The organism is Castellaniella denitrificans (assembly GCF_027214045.1).
Taxonomy (GTDB): Bacteria; Pseudomonadota; Gammaproteobacteria; order Burkholderiales; family Burkholderiaceae_B; genus Castellaniella; species Castellaniella denitrificans_A.
Genome location: NZ_JAPWHE010000006.1, coordinates 180,896 through 202,936 on the forward strand (window position 1 = coordinate 180,896; position 22,041 = coordinate 202,936).

Genomic DNA, 22,041 nt, shown 5'->3' on the forward strand with positions numbered 1-22,041 from the left:
ATCCACCTAGGATCAAAGCAGCTACAAAAAGGGTTATTGTGCCATCAAACGCGGGGAATCAGAAACCAGTGCCGATCTGGAACTGGAAGACCTGTTTCTGGTCGCCTTCCTTGGCGTTCAAGGCGCGGCCGAAGGACAGCTGCAGCGGACCCAGCGGCGATTCCCAGGACAGGCCCAGACCGGCGGAGTATTTCCAGCCGCAGGGATCGGCCACCTGCCCGTACTGGCCATTGGCACAACCCGAGCCGTCGGTCGTGGAGATCTGGCCGGCATCCGAGAAGATGAACCAGCGCAGGGTACGGTCGCGCGAGGCGCCCGGGAACGGCAGGTACAGCTGCACGTTCCCGACGATGCGCCGGGAGCCGCCCAGGTAGGTGTCGGTCAAGGTATCGCGAGGCCCCAGGGACGCGCCTTCGTAGCCGCGCACCGATCCAATGCCGCCCGCATACATGTTCTTGATGACAGGGAAGGCCTTGCCGCTGTTGCCGTAGGTCTTGGCCCAGTCCATCTGGCCGTTCAGGGCCAGGGTGAAGGCGCGGCCCAGGGGCAGATAATATTGTTGCTGGCCGCTGAGCTTGTAGTAGCGCAGGTCCATGGTGGACATGTCGGCGGATACACGGGTATAGCTGCCGCGGTGGGGTGCCAGCGCACTGTCCCGGGTGTCCTTGGCCCAGCCCACGCTGAAGATGGCGGCATTGGTGGTGTCGCCGTAATCGTCGACGAACTTCTGGTAGGCCAGGGGCGCCGGATTGGTGCCGGTGCGGCGGATGTCCTTCAGCGCGTTGCGTTCGAAGGTCACGCCGGCGAAGATGCGGTCCACTTCCGAAATCGGGACGCCGAAATTCAAGCCCAGGCCCATGGATTCGACCGTGTACCACCCGGTCGAACCGCTGTCGGCCACGTCGTAAGGCGTGGTGCGCCGGTAGTACAGGGACGTGGTCTTGCTGATGCCGTCCTGGGTCCAATAAGGATTGGTGTGGGAGATCACCGCCGCGCGGTTGGTCTTGCTGGTATTGACGTTCAGGGACAGGGAATTGCCGCTGCCGAACACGTTGTCCTGACTGATGCCGGCCGACAGCATCAGCTTGTCCGTGGTGCCGTAGCCCACGCCCAGGCTGATCATGCCGGTGGGTTTTTCCTTGACATCGACATTGACGTCCACCTGGTCGGGCGAGCCCGGCACGGGATCGGTCTTGACGTCCACATCGGTGAAATAGCCCAGCCGGTCGATGCGTTCCTTGGAGGTCTTGATGCTGGAAGAGTCGTACCAGGCGGCTTCCTGCTGGCGCATTTCGCGGCGCACGACCTCGTCACGGGTGCGGGTGTTGCCACCGACGTTGATGCGGCGCACGTAAACGCGGCGGCCCGGATCGACGTAGAAGTTCAGCTTGGCGACGTGATTTTCGCGATCCAGCACAGGACTGGGGTTGACATTGGCGAAGGCGTAGCCCAGCGAGCCCAGATAGTCGGTGATGGACTTCGCCACGGCATTGGTCTTTTCGGCCGAGAAAGTCTCGCCTTCCTTGATGGTCACCAGCGGCTGAAGCTTGTCGTCCAGACCGAGCAGATCGCCAGCCAGGCCGACCTCGCCCAGTTTGTAGGGCTCGCCTTCGTGCAGGGTCATGGTGATGTAGATGGCCTTGCGGTCGGGCGAGATCGATACCTGGGGCGGTTCCATGGAAAATTCCAGGTAGCCGCGGTCCAGATAGTACGAGCGGATACGCTCCATATCGCCTTCGAGCTTTTCGCGCGAATACTTGTTGGTGCCCGTGTACCAGGTCATGAAACCGCCGGTGGTCAGTTCCATCTGGTCTTCGAGCGTCCCGGCGGAAAAGGCTTCGTTGCCGATGAATTCGATCTTGTCGATGGTGGCGACGTCGCCTTCGAAGATGTCGAAGCTGACCCCCACCCGATTGCGCTCCAGCGGCGTGATGACGGGGCTGATCTGGACGCCGTACTTGCCCTTGGACAGGTATTGCTGCTTGAGTTCGAAGACGGCGCGGTCCAGCATGGCCTGATCGAAGATCCGGCCCTGGCCGAAGCCGACCTGGGACAGGGATTTCGTCAGGGCCTTGGCGTCGAATTCACGCATGCCGTTGAAATTGATCGAGGCGATCGTGGGCCGCTCTTCAACGGTGACGACCAGCACGTCGCCCTGCGCGTCGATCTTGACGTCGTTGAAAAAACCTGTGCCATAGAGTTTCTGGATGGCGACCGAGGCCTCTTCCTGGGTGAAGGTCTGGCCGACTTTGACCGGCAGATAGGTGAAGATCGTGCCCGGATCGACGCGTTCAATCCCCTTGACCTGAATGTCCTTCACCACGAAAGGGGTGAAGGCGGCCGCGACGGCGGGGGCCAGGAGGGCCGCCAGCACCAGGGGAATGGCGCGCTTGATCAGACGAAATTTCCGGGGAGACGACATCCTGGCAATCCTATTTGGCCGTGGAGGAACACGCTTGAGCGATGCGCGATTGTAAGTCACAACCTCATCACCTGAAAAGCCGCGCAAAATCGTTGAACAGGGCCAGAACCATGAGGCCCAGAACGATGCCCAGACCCAGCCTTTGGCCCAGCTCGCGGGCCCGTTCGGGCAGCGGCCGGCCGCCACGCAACGCCTCGATCAGGTAGAAAAGCAGATGGCCGCCGTCCAGCATCGGAATGGGCAACAGGTTCAGCACGCCGATGCTGATGCTGATGAGCGCCAGGAAGCCCAGATAGGACTCCAGACCGATGCGCGCGGTGCGGCCGGCGTATTCCGCGATCGTGACCGGGCCGGTGACGTTTTTCCAGGACGCCTCGCCCGCGACCATCCTGCCCATCATGCGCAGCGTGAACAGGCTCATGTCGGCCGTGCGCCGCACGCCCTGCCACAGACTGTCCAGGGGGCCCAGGCGCACCAGCACCTGGGGTCGCTCCGCCTGGATCAGGGCGCCGATGCGCCCGACCTCGAGACCATTCTTCACGGCTTCGGGCCTGGGCGTCACGGACAGCGAAAGCCGGTCTGCCTGGCGCAGCACCACCAGGGCCAGCGGTTGTCCGGCGTGCGACTCGACGGTTTCAACGAAGGCCTCGACGGAGGGATCCTCCAGGCCGCCGACCACCAGAATCCGGTCGCCGACGCGCAGGCCGGCCCGTTCCGCGGCCCCGCCCGGGACAAGTTCGCCCACCACCGGGTAAGGCGCCCGCAATGAAAGGCCGGCGCCCAGGAGCGGGTCGGGACCGTCCGGCGTCACGGCCTGCGGGGCGAGCCGCAGCGTGTCCGTGCGGACCGTGCCATCGGGGGATCGCAGCGTCAGGATCACGTCGCCGCCCAGGGACAGGGGCTCGGCCAGCCGCCATCTGGCCTGGGTCCAGGAAGCCACCGGTTCGCCAGCCACCGCCGTCAGCATATCGCCTTCGCGCACGCCCGACTGGGCGGCCGGAGTGCCGACCGGCGGCGCCGCCAGCACGGCGGCAGGCTCCTGCGTGCCCCACAGGCTCAGGAATGCGTAGATCAGGGCGGCCAGCGCCAGGTTGGCTGCGGGACCGGCCGTCACCACCGCCACGCGCCGGATCAGCGGCTGGGCATTGAACACGACGCGGCGCGTGGCCTCGTCGGCCCCCGGCGGCGCCTCGTCGAGCATCTTCACATAGCCGCCCAAGGGAATGGCCGACAACGCCCACTCGGTACCGTGCCGGTCGTGGCGGCGCAGCAGCACCGGACCGAAACCGACCGAGAAACGCACAATGGGCACGCCCGCGCGCCGCGCCACCCAATAATGGCCCAACTCGTGGAAAGTCACGAGCAGACCTAAGGCGAGGATGAAGGCGAACAAAGTCAGAAGCATGGGGAAAACGAAAAGTCGGTCGGGTCTGCAGGACTGGAGGGCGGTCTCAGCGGGCCTGGCAGAAGCCTGCCGCGACACTGCGCGTGCGTGCGTCCAGATCGAGGATCTCCGCCAGAGAGGACGGGGTTTGCGATCCGTGCGCCATGGAATCGTCCAGGCAGTGTTCGATGATGGATGGGATCTGGGTGTATCGGATGCGCCCGCGCAGGAAGCCGTCGACCGCGACCTCGTTGGCCGCGTTCAGTGCGATGCAAGCGCCCTGCCCTTGGCCCAGGGCATCGAAAGACAGCCGCAGACAGGGAAAACGCGCCAGATCCGGCGTTTCGAAATCCAGACGCCCGAGACGGGCGAGCTCCAGCAGGCCGACGCCGCCGTCGATGCGCTCAGGATAGCCCAGGCCGTACGCGATGGGCGTGCGCATGTCGGGCTGGCCCAATTGGGCCAGGATGGAGCCGTCCAGGTATTCAACCATGGAATGCACCACGCTCTGAGGATGGACCACGACCTGGATGCGCTCCATCGGCATCGCGAACAGCCAGTGAGCCTCGATGACTTCCAGCCCCTTGTTCAGCATGGTGGCCGAATCCACCGAAATCTTGCGCCCCATGCGCCAGTTGGGATGCGCGCAGGCCTGGTCCGGCGTGACGGATTCCAGTTGATCCAGTGCGGTTCGCCGGAACGGCCCGCCGGAGGCGGTCAGCAGCAGCCGCCGCACGCCCTCCGCCGGACTTGCCGGCGCCCTTGCCCGGTCGGCCGACTGGGGCAGGCATTGAAAAATGGCATTGTGCTCGCTGTCGATGGGCAGCAGTTCGGCGCCGGATTCGCGCACGGCCCGCATGAAGAGACTGCCCGCCGCCACCAAGGCCTCTTTGTTGGCCAGCAGGACGCGCTTGCCGGCCCGTGCCGCCGCCAGCGCCCCGGGCAGTCCGGCCGCGCCGACGATGGCGGCCATGACGGCGGTGACTTCAGGATCGGCCGCGGTGTCGGCCAGCGCCTGGGCTCCCTGGCGGATTTCGGGCAATGGCCGGCCCGCCGGCCAGGCGGCCTTGAAGCGCGCCCGGGCGGCGTCATCGGGCACGATCACCACCCGTGCCGCATGCCGCGCCGCCTGCTCCGCCAGCGACTCGATCCGGCTGTGCGCGCTCAGGGCGTGGACGGAAAAGCGGTCCGGATGCCGCGCCACCACATCCAGCGTGCTCACGCCGATGGAACCGGTCGAGCCGAGGATGCAGAGGCGTTGCTGGACGGGCATGGTGTCGGATCCTGTGGATGATGCGGGGCGAAAGGGCGCCGGAAGAATGGCCTGGCCTTAGAGCCCGGCCATCAGCAACAGCGCGGCGGCCGGCGCCACCGGCAGCACCGCGTCGATACGGTCGTACACGCCGCCATGGCCCGGCAGCAGCTGGCTGGAATCCTTGACCCCCGCGCGGCGCTTGAGCAGCGATTCGAACAGGTCGCCGACGATGGACCAGGCAGCCAGCGCCACGCCGGCCGCGACCAGACCCGCCCAGCCGACGTGCGCCAGCAGCAGCGCGCCGAAGCTGTCCGGCCACCACACGGCCGTGGCGACCAGCCAAGCGGTCGCCGCCAGGATGCCGCCCGCCGCGCCTTCGATCGTCTTGCCGGGGCTGACGCGTGGTGCCAGTTTATGACGTCCCAACGAGCGACCCGTGAAATAGGCGGCGATGTCGGCAGCCCAGATCAAGGCCCAAAGACTGATCAGCGCCGCCGCGCCATGGCGCAGGAAGACCCACGCCAGGGCGTACCAGGTCGAGGCCAGGACCAGCGCTCCGACCAGGGCCAGCGCGGTGGGCCGGCAAATGTCCGGCACCCGGGCGCGCGCCACCGCGACGGGGGCGATGGTCAGCCAGAACAGCACCGCCAACGGCAAGAGAAATGAACCGAAGGCGGCTTCAAGCGCCGGCTGGCCATCGACCAGCAAACGGGACAGAGGCAGCAGCGCCAGGACGGCCAGTACCGCCGCTCCCCACCGCGCGGCCGCGCCGTCCATCACCAGCCGCAGCCATTCCCACAATGCGCAGCCGGTCATCAGACCCAGCAGGGCGAGCATCGGCCAGGGGGTCGGAGCGGTCACGGCGCCCGCCACGATCAGCAGCAGGACGATGGCGGTAAGGATGCGCTGGCGCAGCATGAGCGGGTTTCCTTGGGGCGGACGGGCTCTAGACGGCGCCGCGCAACTGATCGCTGGTGCGACCGAAGCGCCGTTCGCGGCCCCGGTACCAGGTAAAGGCCCGATCGAGCTGCGCAGCGTCGAAATCCGGCCACCAGCAGTCGGTGAAATACAGTTCAGTATAGGCCAGTTGCCAGATCAGGAAATTGGAGATCCGCTGCTCCCCGCCGGTGCGGATGAACAAGTCGGGCTCCGGCGCATAGGCCATGGCCAGCCAGGGCGTCAGGGCGGCCTCGTCCAGGGCCTCGGGATGCGCGGCAAGATCGGGCCTGTCGGCCAGCAGGGCGCGGGTGGCCTGCAGGATGTCCCAGCGGCCGCCATAGTTGGCGGCAATGGTCAGCGTCAAGGCCGATTGTCCGGCGGTGCGCCGCTCGGCGGCCTCAATCAATCCGCGCAGGTGTGGGTCGAAGGCCGAGAGGTCGCCCACCACGCGCAGGCATACGCCCTGCGCCTCCAGACGGTCGACTTCCTTTTCCAGGGTGCGTACGAACAAACGCATCAGCAGGGAGACTTCCTCGGCCGGACGGCGCCAGTTCTCGGAACTGAAGGCGAACAACGTCAGGTAGCGCACCCCCCGGTGTCCACAGGCCTCGACGATGCGGCGCACGGCCTGGACACCTCGCACATGCCCCGCCGTGCGGGGCAGCATCCGCCGGGTTGCCCAACGGCCGTTTCCATCCATGATGATGGCGACATGCCGAGGCACGTCCCCGGTCTCGGGAATGGCGAGTGTTGAGGAAGAGATTTCGATCATGGGCCGTGGCGCCGCGCGGCTAGACCGTCATGATCTCGGCTTCCTTCTGGGCGACGAGTTTGTCGATTTCGGCCACGTAACGGTCGGTGAGCTTTTGCACATCGTCCTGGCCACGGCGGTCCTCGTCCTCCGAGATTTCCTTGTCCTTGACGAGCTTCTTCAGGGTTTCATTGGCCTCGCGGCGCAGATTGCGCACTGCGACCTTGGTATCCTCGCCTTCGCCGCGCACGACCTTGGTCAGGTCCCGGCGGCGCTCCTCCGTGAGGGCCGGCATCGGCACGCGGATGTTGTCGCCCATGGCGATGGGGTTCAGCCCCAGATCGGATTCGCGGATGGCCTTCTCGACAGGCCCCGCCATCGTTTTTTCCCAGACCTGCACGCTGAGGGTCCGCGCATCGATCACGGTCACGTTGGCGACCTGGCTCACCGGTACGGGAGAACCGTAATATTCGACGTGCACGTGGTCCAGGATCCCTGCATGGGCGCGACCCGTGCGGATCTTGGCCAGGCTGGCCTTCAGGGCTTCGATGGATTTACCCATGCGCTCGTCGGCCGAGCGGCGGATGTCGGAAAGGCTCATGAGGATTCCTATACCTGAACCAGGGTGCCTTCGTCCTCGCCGCAGACGACGCGCCGGAGGGCTCCCGGTTTGTTGATCGAAAAGACCTTGATCGGCAGCTTCTGGTCGCGACACAGCGCGAAAGCCGTGGCGTCCATGACTTCGAGGCGGCGCACGATGGCCTCGTCGAAGCTGATGCGCGAGTAGCGCGTGGCGTTCGGGTCCTTGTTGGGGTCGGCGCTATAGATACCGTCGACCTTGGTGGCCTTGAGCACCACTTCGGCACCGATTTCCGCGCCGCGCAGCGCGGCGGCCGTGTCGGTGGTGAAGAAGGGGTTGCCCGTGCCGGCGGCGAAAACGACGACCTTGCCTTCTTCCAGGTAGCGCAGGGCCTTGGGACGGATGTAGCGCTCGACCACCTGGTCGATGTTCAGCGCCGATTGCACCCGCGCATCGACGCCGTGGTTCTTCAGGGCGTCCTGCAACGCCAGTCCGTTCATGACGGTGGCCAGCATGCCCATGTAATCGGCCGTGGCGCGATCCATGCCCTGGGCGCCCGGCGCCACGCCGCGAAAGATGTTGCCCCCGCCGATCACCACGGCCAGTTGCACACCAAGAGACACGACGCCGTGGATTTCCTCGGTCATGCGGAGTATGGTCGCGCGGTTGATGCCGAAGGCATCGCCGCCCATCAGAGCCTCGCCCGAGAGTTTCAGGAGAACGCGCTTGTAGGCAGGGGTTGACATGCAAGATTCCTGGAAGGAGTAATGTTCGAAGCGTAGAGCGGCATGAAGCCGGGAGCGCAGCCCCCGGCCTTGGGTACGCGCTGGCCCGGGCCCGCCAGACAAGGCGCGATCCACAGCGATAGCCTAGCTATCGCGAGGACTCGCAACGCCGCATGGCGGGCATCGGGCGCGATGCCATCGTACCCGAAATCAGCCGGGATCAGGAACCGCTGGCAGCCGCGGCGACTTCCGCGGCGAAGTCCTCGGACTTCTTCTCGATCCCCTCGCCCACCACGAACAGCGCGTAGCGGTTGATACGGGCCGATTTTTCCTTGAGCATCTGCTCGACCGTCTGCTTGTCGTTCTTGACGAAGGGCTGCGACAGCAGCGTGACTTCTTTCAGGAACTTCTGCACGGAACCCTCGACCATCTTGGCGACGATTTCGGCCGGCTTGCCGGATTCGGCGGCTTTCTGTTCGGCCACGGAGCGTTCGGCGGCGATCAGCGCGGGATCCACGCCGTCCGCGTTCAGGGCACGCGGCTTGGTCGCGGCGATGTGCATGGCCAGGTCTTTGCCGACTTCCTCGGTGCCGGCGAAGTCGACCAGCACGCCGATGCGGCCGCCGTGCACGTAGCTGTTCAGGCCATCGACGGTGTCGAAACGCTGGAAACGACGCACCGACATGTTTTCACCGATCTTGCCCACCAGATTGGCGCGCACGGATTCGACGGTGCCCTCTCCCATGGCGCAGGCGCTCAGCGCGTCCAGGTCGGCGGGATTGCGCTCGGCGGCGATGCGGGCCAGATCGTTGACGAAGGCGATGAAGTCATCGTTCTTGGCGACGAAGTCGGTTTCGCAGTTGACTTCGACCAGCGCACCGGTCTTGCCGTCGGCGGCGATGTGCAAGCCGATCAGGCCTTCGGCCGTGATGCGGTTGGCGGCCTTGGAGGCCTTGCTGCCCAGCTTGACACGCAACAGTTCCTCGGCGCGCGCCAGGTCGCCCTCGGCCTCGGTCAGGGCCTTCTTGCATTCCATCATGGGCGCGTCGGTCTTCTCGCGCAGTTCCTTGACCATGGCGGCGGTGATTTGAGCCATTGTGATTTCTCCTGTTCAATCAATGCGCGCGCCGACGGGCGGCGCGCGACGTGCCCGCCGCCCGTCGGCGGTGGGCCGGGACGGCGGAAGGCAGGAAATTATTCCTGATCCTGGTCTTGTTCGACCTCGATGAATTCCTCGCCTTCGGCCAGTTCCTCGACCAGGCCGTTGAGGCTCTGCTCACGACCGGCCAGCACGGCGTCGGCCATGCCTCGGGCATACAGGGCGATGGCCTTGGAGGAGTCGTCGTTGCCCGGGATGACATGATCGATGCCTTCGGGCGAATGATTGGTGTCGACCACGCCGACCACCGGGATGCCCAGGGTGCGGGCTTCGGCCACGGCGATCTTGTGATAGCCCACGTCGATCACGAACAGCGCGTCGGGCAGCGTGTTCATGTCCTTGATGCCGCCGATGGACTTGTTGAGCTTGTCCATTTCACGGGCGAACATGAGCGCTTCCTTTTTGCTCATGTGCTCGGTGGCGCCTTCGGCCTGCTGGGCTTCCATGTCCTTCAGGCGCTTGATCGAGGTCTTGACCGTCTTGAAGTTGGTCATCATGCCGCCCAGCCAGCGGCTGTCGACGTAGGGCATGCCGCAGCGCTGCGCCTCGGCGGCGATCAGTTCGCGGGCCGAACGCTTGGTGCCGACGAACAGGACGTTGCCGCCACGCGCGGCGATCTGGCGCACGAACTGGCTGGCTTCCAGATATTTTTCAACCGTGCGTTCCAGGTTGACGATGTGGATCTTGTTGCGCTGACCGAAGATGTATTCGGCCATCTTCGGGTTCCAGTAACGGGTCTGGTGGCCAAAATGCACACCGGCTTCCAGCATTTCGCGCATGAGCGACATGAAAATTCTCCGAGAGGGTTTGGTCTTGTACCGGGCCAGTATCCGGGGCTAACATGGAAAAATCGAATCTTGAAATATCGGTGATCGACACGCGGTGCCGATACCTCAGCTTCACGAAGTGCGAAGATGCGAAGTGTTGACCTAGATATCGACCTAGGCCTGCAACACCTAGGCCCGCACTTCCACCGGTTTTTCCACATCAGCCGCGCACACCCTTGGGCGGCCAGGCACGCTATTTACAGCTAAGCCTATAATTCTACTATTCATCTCGTCCGCACAGCAAGCACCCCATGAGCCCAATCATCACCGACCCTCACGAACTCGACCAGATGCGCGCCGCCTGCCAGGCCGCCGCCAGCATCCTTGATTATCTCGAACCCCACGTGCGCGCCGGGGTCACGACGGGCGAGCTTGAACGCCTGTGCATGGACTACCTCACGAACACGCTGCACGTGAAGTCGGCTACCGTGGGCTACGCGCCGCCGGGCTACCCGCCTTTTCCCGCCTCCATCTGCATCTCCGTCAACCACGTCATCTGCCACGGCATTCCCGGCGACAAGGTCCTGAAGAATGGCGACATCCTGAACATGGACATCACCATCATCAAAGACGGCTGGTTCGGCGACACCAGCCGCATGTACTGCGTGGGCGAACCGTCCATCCTGGCCCGCCGCCTGATCGACACCACCTATGAGTGCATGTGGCTGGGCATCGAGCAGGTCCGCCCGGGCGCCACCCTGGGCGACATCGGCCACGCTATCCAGAAACACGCCGAGGGCGCGGGCTTTTCCGTGGTGCGCGAATATTGCGGCCATGGCGTGGGGCGCCGCTTCCACCAGGACCCCCAGGTGCTGCACTACGGCAAACCCGGCACGGGCCTGCGCCTGGAACCCGGCATGATCTTCACGATCGAACCCATGGTCAACGCCGGCCGCCGCGAGATCCGCACCCTGGCCGACCAATGGACGGTCGTCACGCGCGACCACAGCCTGTCGGCTCAATGGGAACACAGCATCCTGGTCACCGACGACGGATACGAAGTCCTGACGGTGTCGCCCGGCATGCCGGCGCCTCCCGCCTTCGTCAAGGCCGAATCCGAGCGGCATGCGGGCCGCGAGGTGGGGAGCGTATAGGCGCCCGAGGCACGCATGAACACACCGGGCCGCCTCGAAACAGGCCCCGACTCGTACCAGCCGGCCCTGGCTGAACTGCGTGCCCGGATGCAGGCACGCAGGGCGGAGGCCATCCGGTCCTGGCGCGAACATCTGCGGCCCGACGCACTGCTGTCGGCCCTGCGACGCATCGCCGACGATACGTTGCGCGGCCTGCTGAAGATCCACCCTCTGCCGGCGGGCGCCTGCGCGGCGGCGGTCGGAGGCTACGGCCGAGGGGAACTCTACCCCGGCTCAGATCTTGACATTCTGATCCTGCTCGAGCGTGCTCCGGATGCCGAGGCCCGCGCACTCATCGAACCCCTGGTCGCCGCCCTGTGGGACATTGGCCTGGAACCGGGCCTGAGCGTGCGCACCCTGGAGCAATGCCGGCACGAAGCCGCCGCCGACATCACCGTACAGACCTCGCTGCTGGAAGCCCGCTGGCTGGCTGGCGGCCGGTCGCTGTTTCAGCGATTTCGCGAACGAATGCTTCAGGATGTGAACCCCCGCGACTTCTACCTGGCCAAGCGCACCGAAATGCAGCAGCGGCATGCGCGCCACCAGGACACGCCCTATGCGCTGGAACCCAATTGCAAAGAAGCGCCCGGCGGTCTGCGCGACCTGCAGGTGCTGCTGTGGCTGGCTCGCGCGGCAGGGCTGGGCACGACCTGGAGCGCGGTCGCGCGCACCGACCTGTTGACTTCAGCCGAATTCCGCGCCTTGCGGCGTGCGGAGCTGGCCTTCAAGCGTCTGCGCATCGAGCTGCACCTGCTGGCCGGGCGTCGCGAGGATCGTCTGCTGTTCGACCTGCAGCCTCGTCTGGCGCGAGTCTACGGTTTCGTCGACCAGCCGCACCGGCGCGCCGGGGAACTGCTGATGCAGCGCTACTACTGGGCCGCCCGCGTGGTCTGCCAGGTCAACCGCCTGCTGATGCTGACGCTGGAGGAACGACTGTTCCCCCGGCCCCAGGAAGAAACCGTCGCGCTGGACGAGGATTTCTGCGTCCGCCGCGGGCGGCTGAGCCTGGTTCGCGAGGACGCCTTCGAACGCACGCCCGGCCTGTTGCTGAAGGTCTTTCTGATCACGCAGCGGCACCCGGAGCTGCAAGGCATGGCGGCTGGCACGCTGCGGGCCATGTGGCACGCCCGTCACCGCATCGACCGGGCGTTCCGCGAGGATCCAGCCAACCGTCGCCTGTTCCTGGAAATCCTGCGTCAGCCACGCGGCATCGTCCATGCCTTGCGCGACATGACGATGTGGAACATCCTGCCACGCTACCTGCCCGCGTTCCGGCGCATCGTCGGCCAGATGCAGCACGACCTGTTCCACGCGTACACCGTGGACCAGCACATTCTGATGGTGATCCGCAATCTGCGGCGTTTCACCATGCCGGAACATGCCCAGGAATATCCCCTGGCCAGCCAGTTGATCGCCGACCTGGACGAGCATTGGCTGCTCTACGTGGCAGCCCTGTTTCACGACATCGCCAAGGGGCGTGGCGGCGATCACTCGCAACTGGGCGCCGCCGAAGTGCGGCGCTTCGCCCGTCGCCACGACCTGCCGCGTGAATCCGTCGAATTGCTGGATTTCCTGGTGCGCGAGCACCTGACCCTGTCCCAGGTGGCCCAGAAGCGGGATCTGAGCGATCCCCGGGTGATCCACGAATTCGCCGCCCGTGTCGGATCCCGGCGCAGGCTGGCCGCCTTGTATCTGCTGACGGTGGCCGACATCCGGGGCACCAGCCCGAAAGTCTGGAACACCTGGAAGGGCAAGCTGCTGGAGGATCTATATCACCGGACGCTCGCGGCCCTGGGAGGCGAGCAGCCCGACACCCGGACCATCCTGGCCCTGCGCAAGGCCGCCGCCGCCGCCGAAACACGCCGCATGGGGCTGCGCGACGACAGCCGCGAAGCCTTCTGGTCTCAACTGGATGTGGCCTATTTCCTGCGCCACGATGCCAACGAGATCGCCTGGCACACACGGCACCTCTACCACCGCTTCCAGGGACCGGATCCGGTCGTGCGCGCTCGTGTCCTGGGCCAGAGCGAGGCCCTGCAGGTCCTCGCCTACGCCCCCGACCGGCCGGACCTCTTCATGGGCATCTGCACCTATTTCGACCGTCACGGCCTGAGCATCCAGGACGCCCGCATCCACACGACGCGCCAGGGATGGGCCTTGGACAGCTTCATCGTGCTGCTGCCGGAACATGATCGCGACTACCGCTCCATGGCCGCCCTGATCGAGCACGAGTTGCGCGCCGCGCTGGCCGACGGCCGGGCTGGTGACGGGGATGCGCCCGCTCCACGCCCCGGATCGCGCCGCTCCAGAGCGTTCCCGATCATGCCCAGCGTCACCCTGCAGCCCGACGAACAGGGCGGCAACTGGCGGCTGTCCGTCACGGCGGCCGACCGCGTCGGCCTGTTGCACGATCTGGCCCGAGTGTTCGCCCGTCACGACATCAGCCTGAAGATGGCCAAGATCATGACGCTGGGCGACCGTGTAGAAGACATTTTCATTCTCGACGGCCCCGGCCTGGAACACCCCCGGGGCCAGATGAAGTTCGAGCGCCAGGTGCTGGAAGCGCTGGGCGCGGCGGCCGACTCCTCTCTCACGCTTTCTTCGACAGACCTGGCTCCATCACCATGACTCCGACCCGCTCCGACCGTCTCCTGCGCTTCATCAGCCTGCTGTGCCTGACCGCCGTGGGCGTCGCCCTGATCTCGCAACACGTGTTCGGCATGAGGCCCTGCGCCTGGTGCGTCCTGCAGCGCCTGATCCTTCTGGCCATCGCCGCCGTCTGCGGGTTGGCGGGCATGGGCTGGGGGCCGGACATCGTGCGCCGCACGGGCGCCGCCGTGACCGCCGTCCTGTCGGTGTGCGGCATCGCGGCCGCCTGGTACCAGCACAGTGTGGCCTCGCAACTGTTTTCCTGCGCACAGACCTTCGCCGACCGCTTCGTCTCGGCATCGGGGCTGGATGCCGCCCTGCCCTGGCTGTTCGGCATCTACGCGACCTGCATGGACGCCCGCGTCGATCTGCTGGGCGTGGAATACGCGCTGTGGGGGTTGGCGCTGTTCGTCGTCTGCGCCGCGCTGTCGCTTGCGACGCTGTGGATGAGCCCGGACGCAGATCAGTCCCCTGCGGACTGATCTGCGCCTGGCGAATCGGAGCGCCTTGCAAGGCGCGACGTGGAGAGCTGCCACGGATGGAGATGCGCCTTGCAAGGCGCGACGTGGTTAACGGACTCAGCTTTCGTCGATGGCGGCCGCCATGGCGCCGGAGCGCTGAGGCAGGCCGCGTGTGCGGCTGAGGCGCTCCAGATAGGCTTCGTCGATATCGCCGGTGACATAACGGCCGCTGAAGCAGGACGACTCGAAGGTACGCATGGCCGGATTCAAGTCGCGCAGGGATTGTTCCAGATCGTCCAGGTCCTGGTAGACCAGGCCGTCGGCGCCGATCTCCCGGGCGATCTGCGTCTCGTCCCGTCCGGTGGCGATCAGTTCGGCCTGGGTCGGCATGTCGATGCCGTAGACGTTCGGATAACGGACCGCCGGCGCCGCCGAAGCGAAGAAGACCTTGCGCGCACCCGCCGCGCGGGCCATGTCGACGATTTCGCGACTGGTGGTGCCGCGCACGATGGAGTCATCGACCAGCAGGACGCTCTTGCCGCGGAATTCCATGTCGATGGCGCTGAGCTTCTGACGCACGGACTTCTTGCGCACGGCCTGGCCGGGCATGATGAAGGTACGTCCCACATAGCGGTTCTTGATGAACCCCTCGCGGTAATTCAGCCCCAGGCGCGCGGCCAGTTGCATGGCCGACGGCCGCGAGGAATCGGGGATCGGCATGACCACGTCCACATCGCCCAGGCGCAGCGACTTGGCGACCTTGTCCGCCAGATATTCGCCCATGTGCAGGCGCGCGTCATAGATGGAGATACCGTCCATCAGAGAGTCCGGACGGGCGAAATAGACGTACTCGAAAACACAGGGCGTATGCTCCAGGCCGGGATCGGCGCAGGCCTCGGCGCTCAGTTCGCCGTCTTCCGTGATGACGACGGCCTCGCCGGGCGCGATGTCGCGCACCAGAGAAAATCCGCTGCCGGTCAGCGCGACGGATTCTGAAGCCAGCATCCATTCCGGACCGGCCGCCGTGTCGTTGCGGCCCAGGCACAGGGGCCGGATGCCGTGCGGATCGCGGAACGCCACCAGGCCGAAACTGCTGATGTTGGCGATCACGGCGTAGGCACCCTTGGCGCGCCGGTGCACCGCGCGCACCGCCTGGAACACCGCGTGCGCATCCAGGGTGACGCCGTTGGACGCTTGCTGCAATTCGTGGGCGAAGACGTTGAGCAGGACTTCGGAATCGGAATTGGTGTTGATGTGGCGACGGTCGTGCTTGAACAGGGATTCGCGCAGTTCGCGCCAGTTGGTGAGATTGCCGTTGTGCACGAAGGTGATGCCGAACGGCGCGTTCACGTAGAAGGGCTGGGCTTCGTCCACGCTGGCGCTGGAACCCGCCGTGGGATAACGCACCTGCCCCACCCCGCTGTTGCCGGGCAGCGCCCGCATGTTCCGTGTGCGGAACACATCGCGCACCAGGCCGTGGGCCTTGTGCATGCTGAAGAACTGGTCATGCGCGGTGGCGATGCCGGCCGCATCCTGGCCCCGATGCTGCAGCAGCAGGAGGCTGTCATAGATCAACTGATTGACGGGGCCGCGCCCCATCACACCCACGATTCCGCACATAAGGATGAATTCCGGCTAATAGGGAAGCAGTTCCGCCACCTGGGTCGGCAACAAAGATTTGACTTGCTGAAAACCCCGGACGGCCGCGGCCGAGGTGCGCGCGTCCCGCCACCAGGGTTCTTGAGGAAGCTGAGTGTAGCCCGCCAGCCCCACCAGGGCCAGAACCAGCACGACGCCGCGTACCGCGCCGAACACCGCACCCAGGCCATGGTCGGCCGGCGTCAGGCCGGTGCGGTCGACCAGCGCGCCCAATGCCATGTTCAGCAAACCGATCAGCAGCAAGGCGAGAATGAACACTGCCCCATAGGCGGCCAGCGCGCGCAGCAGGCCGTTGTCGATCAGGCCCAGCAGCCAGTCCGATGCCGCCGGCCCCCACCAGATGGCGGCCACGAAGGCCGCGATGTAGGCGACCAGCGACAGGACTTCGCGCAGAAAGCCGCGCAACAGACCGATCAGGGCCGAAACGGCCACGACGGCCAGCACAAAGTAGTCGAAGCTGGTCACTTGCCGGAAATCAGGCCATTCTGGTAGCCCAGCGCCCGCAGCCGGGTCTGGGCCGCCTGGGCGGCCTCGTGGGAGCCGAAAGGCCCCACCCGCAGCCGGTAGACGGTGCGGCCGTTGGACTGGCCGCGCTCGACATAGGCGTCGGTGACGCCGGCCTGGCGCAGGCTGTCTCGCCGCGCCTGCGCATCCTGTTCGGTCGTATAAGCGGCGACCTGCAGATAGTAGCGACCACCGGCAGCAGGCCGGGATTCGGAGCGGGCCGGGGACGGGGCCTTGCCGGCCAGCAGGGCCAGGGCGACGGAGCCGTCGTCGGTGCGATCGGCCGGCGGACGGTTGACCGCTGGCTTTTCCGCACCTGAGCGATCGGTTGCCTTGGATGGTTCAGTGGCCTTGGCGGGTTCGGTGGCGGTTTTTTCGCGCGCCGGCTCGGGTGCGGCCCGTGCGGGCTGGGTGGGCGCGGCGGCGGGCTCGGGCGCGGAGATGGCCGCCGGAGGCTGGGCCGGCGCGGGCGCCGGGGCCGGTTCGGCGGGTACTTCGGCGGCCGGATTCGTATCCGCGGCGGTGCCGGAGGCGGTATCGGGCTGCGTGGCGGGATGATCGGCGACCGGAGGCAGGCCGGCGACCGGTGCGGGCACCACGATCGGGGCATGCGCATCGTCGGGAACGGGCTCGTCGAACAGCCAGGGGACGATGATAAAGGCCGCCAGGACCAAGGCCAGTGCGCCGATCAGACGTCGGCGAGCCTTCACGCGCAGTTCACGGAGCTGGGCCTCGGTTCCCGCGGATCGTGCCGAAGCGCGTTGTCCCGTGTCGGTTCCCTTGCGAAAAAACATCGTGCTGCCAACCCATCAAAAGTGGCGGACCGGCCCCTGGCCCGATCAGGACAGGACATCCCGGCCTTCACGGCGCAGGACATCGAGCACAGGGCCGACCGTGGCAAACGATCCGAACACGAGGATTCTATCATTGTCGGTCGCCAGTCTCCTGGCTTCGGCAAAGGCTTGTTCCGGACTGTCAAAAGTGGAAACCTGCACATCCCGGGCCGCCACGGCGGGTCTGGGCGCCGCCCGCACCCCGGGCTTGTGCTCGCCGGAAGGCCGGGCGATTTCACTGGTCTGGGCGATGAAGGGATCCACAGGCGCCTGCTCGCCGCCGATGCGGCGCACAATGGCGGCCAGTTCATCGGCGGTGGTACCGCGCGGCCCGCCCAGCGTGGCGCACAGCCAGCGGTCCACCCGCCGCGACAGGCGCGACAATGTGGCTTCGATCTCCTTGTCCCGCAACATGCCCACCACCGCGTAGGTATGCGGATAGTGCCCCATGCTGTCCAGATTCTGGCCCAGGGCCGAGGCCGCGTGCGGATTATGCCCCACGTCCAGGATGGTGGCGGGCAGCCCGGGCAGGATCTGCATGCGTCCCGGCAGGCTGACGTGGAGCAGGCCCTGCCGCACGTCCTGCTGGGTCACCACCAGGCGGTCGCGCAAGGCCTCCAGCGCCGCCAGGGCAGCCGAAGCATTCAGCAACTGGTTGGCACCCCGCAGCGCGGGATAGCCCAGCGCGTTGCGGCGCTGCACACGGCCACCGTAGGCCCATTGCTGCCGATCGCCGGAATAGTTGAAGTCGACACCGACGCGCCAGAGATCGGCGCCGATCGCCTCGGCATGATCGACGACGGTCTGCGGCGGGACGGGGTCGGCACAGATGGCGGGTCGCCCGGGCCGAAAGACGTGGGCCTTTTCCAGGCCGATCGCCTCGCGGGTATCGCCCAGGTATTGCATATGGTCCAGATCCACGCTGGTCAGGATCGCGCAGTCGGCGTCGATCAGGTTGACCGCGTCCAGCCGGCCGCCCAGACCGACCTCCAGGACCACGGCGTCCAGACGCGCGGCCTGGAACAGCAGCAAGGCCGCCAGCGTGGTCATCTCGAAATAGGTCAGGGTGACGCCGTCCCGGACGGCCTCGATGCGTTCGAGTTGCGCCACGATGTCGGCGTCGGAGGCTTCGGCGCCATTCACGCAGATGCGTTCGTTGAAGCGCAGCAGATGGGGAGAAGTGTACTTGCCGACCTTGTAGCCCGCAGTAAGGAGCATGGATTCCAGCATGGCGCAGGTGGAACCCTTGCCGTTGGTGCCGGCCACGGTGATCTTGACGCAGTCCAGAGACAAATCCAGGCGGCCCGCCACGGCGCGGATGCGCTCCAGGCCGAGGTCGATGGCTTTCGGGTGCAGGGTTTCAAGATAGGCCAGCCAGTCGGCGAGCGCGGCGCCCGGGGCGGGAGCGGTGAGTGACATGAGCGGAGTTCGACAATGAAAAACGGCAGGTGCCGATATTAGCACCTGCCGTTCAAGGAACGCCGGGCATCCCTGCTGTCCGCAGGGAAGCCCCAAGGCCGGAGAGCCCCCCTGGGGGGCGGCAAGCAGCCGAAGGCTGCGCGGCGTGGGGCCCCTTACTTCTTCCTGGCCGGGGGCACGTCCGTGCAATGCCCATCGGCGACTTCGGCGGCCATGCCGATCGATTCGCCCAGCGTCGGGTGCGGGTGGATCGTCTTGCCGATGTCCACGGAGTCGGCGCCCATCTCGATGGCGAGCGCGATTTCACCGATCAGGTCGCCCGCATGGGTACCCACGATCCCGCCGCCCAGGATGCGGCCGGTTTCCGCGTCGAACAGCAGCTTGGTGAAGCCCTCGTCACGGCCATTGGCGATGGCGCGGCCCGAAGCCTGCCAGGGGAACAGCCCTTTCTTGACGGCGATGCCGTCTTTCTTGGCAGTCTCCTCGGTCAGGCCGACCCAGGCCACCTCGGGATCCGTGTAGGCCACCGAGGGGATCACGCGCGCATCGAAGAAGGCTTTGTGGCCTGCGATGACCTCGGCGGCCACGTGGGCCTCATGCACGGCCTTGTGCGCCAGCATGGGCTGGCCCACGATGTCGCCGATGGCGTAAATATGCGGCACATTGGTGCGCATCTGCTTGTCCACAGCGATGAAGCCCCGGTCGGACACCGCCACGCCGGCGTTTTCCGCGCCGATCTTCTTGCCGTTGGGCGAACGGCCGACCGCCTGCAGCACCAGATCGTAGCGCTGGGGCTCCTTGGGCGCCGCATCACCCTCGAAGGTGACCCAGATGCCGTCTTCCTTGGCCTCTGCCCCCACCGTCCTGGTGTTGAGCATGACGTGATCGAAGCGCCTGGCGTTCATCTTGTCCCAGACCTTGACCAGATCGCGATCGGCGCCGGTCATCAGGGTAGGCAGCATTTCCACCACGTCCAGGCGGGCGCCCAGCGCGGAGTAGACCGTGCCCATTTCCAGGCCGATGATGCCGCCGCCGACGATCAGCATGCGTTTGGGCACCGATTTCAGCGCCAGCGCGCCGGTGGAGTCGACGATGCGAGGATCGTCCGGCAGGAACGGCAGCTTGACCGACTGGCTGCCGGCCGCGATGATGGCCGAAGCGAACTTGATCGTGGCCTGGCCGCCATCCGCCTTGGCCACCGTCAGGTGGTGCGGATCGGCGAAGGTGCCCACGCCCTGGATGACCGTGACCTTGCGGGCCTTGGCCATGCCGGCCAGGCCGCCGGTCAGCTTGCCCACCACGGAATCCTTGTAGCCACGCAGCTTGTCCAGGTCGATCGTCGGCTCGCCAAAGGCGATGCCGTGGGCGGCCATGGACTTGGCTTCTTCCAGCACGCCGACGGTGTGCAGCAGGGCCTTGGAGGGGATGCAGCCGACGTTCAGGCAGACCCCGCCCAGCGTGGCGTAGCGTTCCACCAGGACGACTTTCAGGCCCAGGTCGGCGGCACGGAAGGCGGCCGAATAGCCGCCGGGGCCCGCGCCCAGCACCAGGACGTCGTATTCGCCGTCGGACGCACCGGAAAACTGCGCGGGCGCGGGCGCCGGAGCCGCCTGGGACGCCGGCGCGGCGGACGCCACCGGAGCGGGCGCGGCGGCTGCCGGGGCCGTTGCCGCGGCGCCGCCACCGGCCGCCTCGATGCGGACGACGGGCGTGCCCTGGGACACCTTGTCGCCCAGCTTGACCAGGACTTCCTTGACCACCCCGCCCTGCTCGGCGGGAATTTCCATGGAGGCCTTGTCGGACTCCACGGTGATCAGGCTCTGCTCGGCCTGGATGGCGTCGCCCGCCTTGACCAGGATCTCGATGACTTCGACCGTGTCGAAATCGCCGATGTCGGGGACGTTCAGATCGATGAGGCTCATGCCGTCCCCCTTACAGGATGATGCGGCGGAAGTCCGCCAGCAGGCCAGCCAGATAGGCGTTGAAGCGCGCGGCGGCGGCCCCGTCGATCACGCGGTGATCGTAGGACAGCGACAGCGGCAGCATTAGGCGCGGCTGGAATGCCTTGCCGTCCCAGACGGGCTGCATCGTCGAGCGCGACACGCCGAGGATGGCGACTTCGGGCGCGTTGATGATGGGCGTGAAGTCCGTGCCGCCGATCCCTCCCAGGGACGAAATCGAGAAGCAGCCACCCTGCATCTGCGCGGGTGAAAGCTTGCCCTCGCGAGCGAGCCCGGCGAGTTCGGAGGTTTCCGCCGCCAGTTCCATGACGCCCTTCTTGTCGGCGTCCCGGATCACCGGCACCACCAGGCCGTTGGGCGTGTCCGCCGCGAAGCCGATGTGGAAGTAGTGCTTGAGCACCAGGTTGTCGCCGTCCAGCGAAGCGTTGAATTCCGGGAATTTCTTCAGCGCCGCAACCACGGCCTTGATCAGGAAGGCCAGCATGGTGACCTTGGCGCCGGACTTCTTGTTCTCCGCGTTCAACTGCTGGCGCAGGGCTTCCAGTTCGGTGATGTCCGCCACGTCGTTGTTGGTGACGTGAGGAATCATGACCCAGTTGCGGTGCAGGTTGGCGCCGGAGATCTTCTTGATGCGCGACAGTGGTTTGGTCTGGATTTCACCGAACTTGGCAAAGTCGACCTTGGGCCAGCCCAGCACGCTGAAGCCGCCGCCCGCGGGCACGGTCGAGCCCACGGGGCTGGCGCCGCCGGTGGACAGGGCCTGCTTGACGAAAGCGCGGACGTCGTCGGCCGTGATGCGGTTCTTGGGGCCGCTGCCGTTGACCTGGGCCAGGTTGACACCCAGTTCCCGGGCGAACTGGCGCACCGAAGGCGAGGCGTGCGGCAGGTTGCGCAAGGGGACTTCGGCTTCGGCGAAGGACGCCGTCGGCGAAGTGCGCTCCGGGGCGCTGGAAGCCATGGCGGGAGTGGCCGGGGCCGGGGCTGCGGGGGCCGGCGCAGGCGCAGGCGCGGCCGCGGGAGCCGTTGCGGCGGACGCCGGGGCGGGCGCGGAGGATGCGCCGCCGGAGGTTTCCACCACCAGGATTTCCGTGCCCTGGGAGACCTTGTCGCCCAGCTTGACCTTCAGGGCCTTGACCACCCCGCCCACCGAGGCCGGGATTTCCATGGAGGCCTTGTCGGATTCGACCGTGATCAGGCTTTGTTCGGCCTCGATCGTATCGCCCACGGCCACCAGGATCTCGATGACCTCGACCGTATCGAAATCGCCGATGTCGGGCACGACCACGGACTGCGTGCCACCTGCGGCGGCCGGCGCCGCGGCGGGCGCCGCGACCGGAGCGGGGGCGGCGGCCTGGGCCGCGGGCGCGGGCGCCTGAGCAG

The 22,041-nt window shown here is 66.4% G+C and carries 18 protein-coding genes; 3 read left to right on the forward strand and 15 right to left on the reverse strand.

Annotated elements, in window-relative coordinates; translation table 11 throughout:
• Positions 1-58 precede the first annotated feature (58 nt).
• The 9 genes from bamA to rpsB all read right to left on the reverse strand — a co-directional run bounded on the left by bamA (position 59) and on the right by rpsB (position 10,003).
• A complete protein-coding gene (gene bamA, locus O4H32_RS10340; protein WP_269358882.1) occupies positions 59-2,422 on the reverse strand; it encodes an outer membrane protein assembly factor BamA in 2,364 nt (787 codons plus the stop codon).
• Positions 2,423-2,489: 67 nt separating this feature from the next.
• The gene (rseP, locus tag O4H32_RS10345; protein ID WP_269358884.1) at positions 2,490-3,827 is read right to left on the reverse strand and encodes an RIP metalloprotease RseP; all 1,338 of its coding nucleotides are present in this window, start codon (positions 3,825-3,827) and stop codon (positions 2,490-2,492) included.
• A 46-nt stretch (positions 3,828-3,873) separates the two neighbouring features.
• Positions 3,874-5,079, reverse strand: a complete 1,206-nt coding sequence (ispC, locus tag O4H32_RS10350; RefSeq protein ID WP_269358886.1) for a 1-deoxy-D-xylulose-5-phosphate reductoisomerase — start codon at positions 5,077-5,079, stop codon at positions 3,874-3,876.
• Positions 5,080-5,136: 57 nt separating this feature from the next.
• Positions 5,137-5,979, reverse strand: a complete 843-nt coding sequence (locus O4H32_RS10355) for a phosphatidate cytidylyltransferase (protein ID WP_269358888.1) — start codon at positions 5,977-5,979, stop codon at positions 5,137-5,139.
• A 28-nt stretch (positions 5,980-6,007) separates the two neighbouring features.
• Positions 6,008-6,772, reverse strand: coding sequence for a polyprenyl diphosphate synthase (gene uppS / locus O4H32_RS10360; RefSeq protein WP_269358890.1), 765 nt, complete (start codon positions 6,770-6,772; stop codon positions 6,008-6,010).
• Between the two features lie 19 nt (positions 6,773-6,791).
• Complete coding sequence (gene frr, locus O4H32_RS10365; protein WP_269358893.1) at positions 6,792-7,352, reverse strand: ribosome recycling factor; 561 nt, start codon at positions 7,350-7,352, stop codon at positions 6,792-6,794.
• Between the two features lie 8 nt (positions 7,353-7,360).
• Positions 7,361-8,077, reverse strand: coding sequence for a UMP kinase (gene pyrH, locus O4H32_RS10370; protein WP_269358895.1), 717 nt, complete (start codon positions 8,075-8,077; stop codon positions 7,361-7,363).
• A gap of 199 nt (positions 8,078-8,276) precedes the next feature.
• A complete protein-coding gene (gene tsf / locus O4H32_RS10375) occupies positions 8,277-9,152 on the reverse strand; it encodes a translation elongation factor Ts (RefSeq protein ID WP_269358897.1) in 876 nt (291 codons plus the stop codon).
• Between the two features lie 98 nt (positions 9,153-9,250).
• Positions 9,251-10,003, reverse strand: a complete 753-nt coding sequence (gene rpsB / locus O4H32_RS10380; RefSeq protein WP_269358899.1) for a 30S ribosomal protein S2 — start codon at positions 10,001-10,003, stop codon at positions 9,251-9,253.
• Between the two features lie 290 nt (positions 10,004-10,293).
• Between rpsB and map the strand changes: the two genes are divergently transcribed.
• From map to O4H32_RS10395, 3 genes are read left to right on the forward strand one after another with little or no spacing between them, the layout of a single operon-like run.
• On the forward strand, positions 10,294-11,136 hold the full coding sequence (map, locus tag O4H32_RS10385; protein WP_269358901.1) for a type I methionyl aminopeptidase: 843 nt from the start codon (positions 10,294-10,296) through the stop codon (positions 11,134-11,136).
• Between the two features lie 15 nt (positions 11,137-11,151).
• Positions 11,152-13,803: a [protein-PII] uridylyltransferase gene (locus O4H32_RS10390; protein ID WP_269358903.1), complete on the forward strand. Its 2,652-nt coding sequence runs from the start codon at positions 11,152-11,154 to the stop codon at positions 13,801-13,803.
• The gene (locus O4H32_RS10395; RefSeq protein ID WP_269358904.1) at positions 13,800-14,306 is read left to right on the forward strand and encodes a disulfide bond formation protein B; all 507 of its coding nucleotides are present in this window, start codon (positions 13,800-13,802) and stop codon (positions 14,304-14,306) included. Before O4H32_RS10390 ends, O4H32_RS10395 begins: the two co-directional genes overlap by 4 nt.
• Positions 14,307-14,402: 96 nt before the next feature.
• Here the strand turns inward: O4H32_RS10395 and purF are convergent, their stop codons facing one another.
• The 6 genes from purF to aceF form a co-directional block, all read right to left on the reverse strand.
• A complete protein-coding gene (gene purF / locus O4H32_RS10400) occupies positions 14,403-15,905 on the reverse strand; it encodes an amidophosphoribosyltransferase (protein WP_269358905.1) in 1,503 nt (500 codons plus the stop codon).
• Between the two features lie 15 nt (positions 15,906-15,920).
• Positions 15,921-16,409, reverse strand: coding sequence for a CvpA family protein (locus O4H32_RS10405; RefSeq protein ID WP_269358906.1), 489 nt, complete (start codon positions 16,407-16,409; stop codon positions 15,921-15,923).
• Entirely contained in the window at positions 16,406-17,158 is a 753-nt protein-coding gene (locus O4H32_RS10410) for an SPOR domain-containing protein (protein ID WP_269358907.1), read from the reverse strand. The genes O4H32_RS10405 and O4H32_RS10410 overlap by 4 nt, the downstream gene beginning before the upstream one ends.
• A gap of 129 nt (positions 17,159-17,287) precedes the next feature.
• Positions 17,288-18,700 carry a bifunctional tetrahydrofolate synthase/dihydrofolate synthase gene (gene folC / locus O4H32_RS10415; protein ID WP_269358909.1) on the reverse strand — a complete coding sequence of 471 codons (1,413 nt, stop codon included), beginning with the start codon at positions 18,698-18,700 and terminating at the stop codon, positions 17,288-17,290.
• Positions 18,701-18,855: 155 nt separating this feature from the next.
• On the reverse strand, positions 18,856-20,622 hold the full coding sequence (gene lpdA / locus O4H32_RS10420; RefSeq protein WP_269358911.1) for a dihydrolipoyl dehydrogenase: 1,767 nt from the start codon (positions 20,620-20,622) through the stop codon (positions 18,856-18,858).
• A gap of 10 nt (positions 20,623-20,632) precedes the next feature.
• Positions 20,633-22,041, reverse strand: a 1,409-nt coding sequence (gene aceF / locus O4H32_RS10425) for a dihydrolipoyllysine-residue acetyltransferase (RefSeq protein ID WP_269358913.1), incomplete at its 5' end; no start/stop codon positions are given.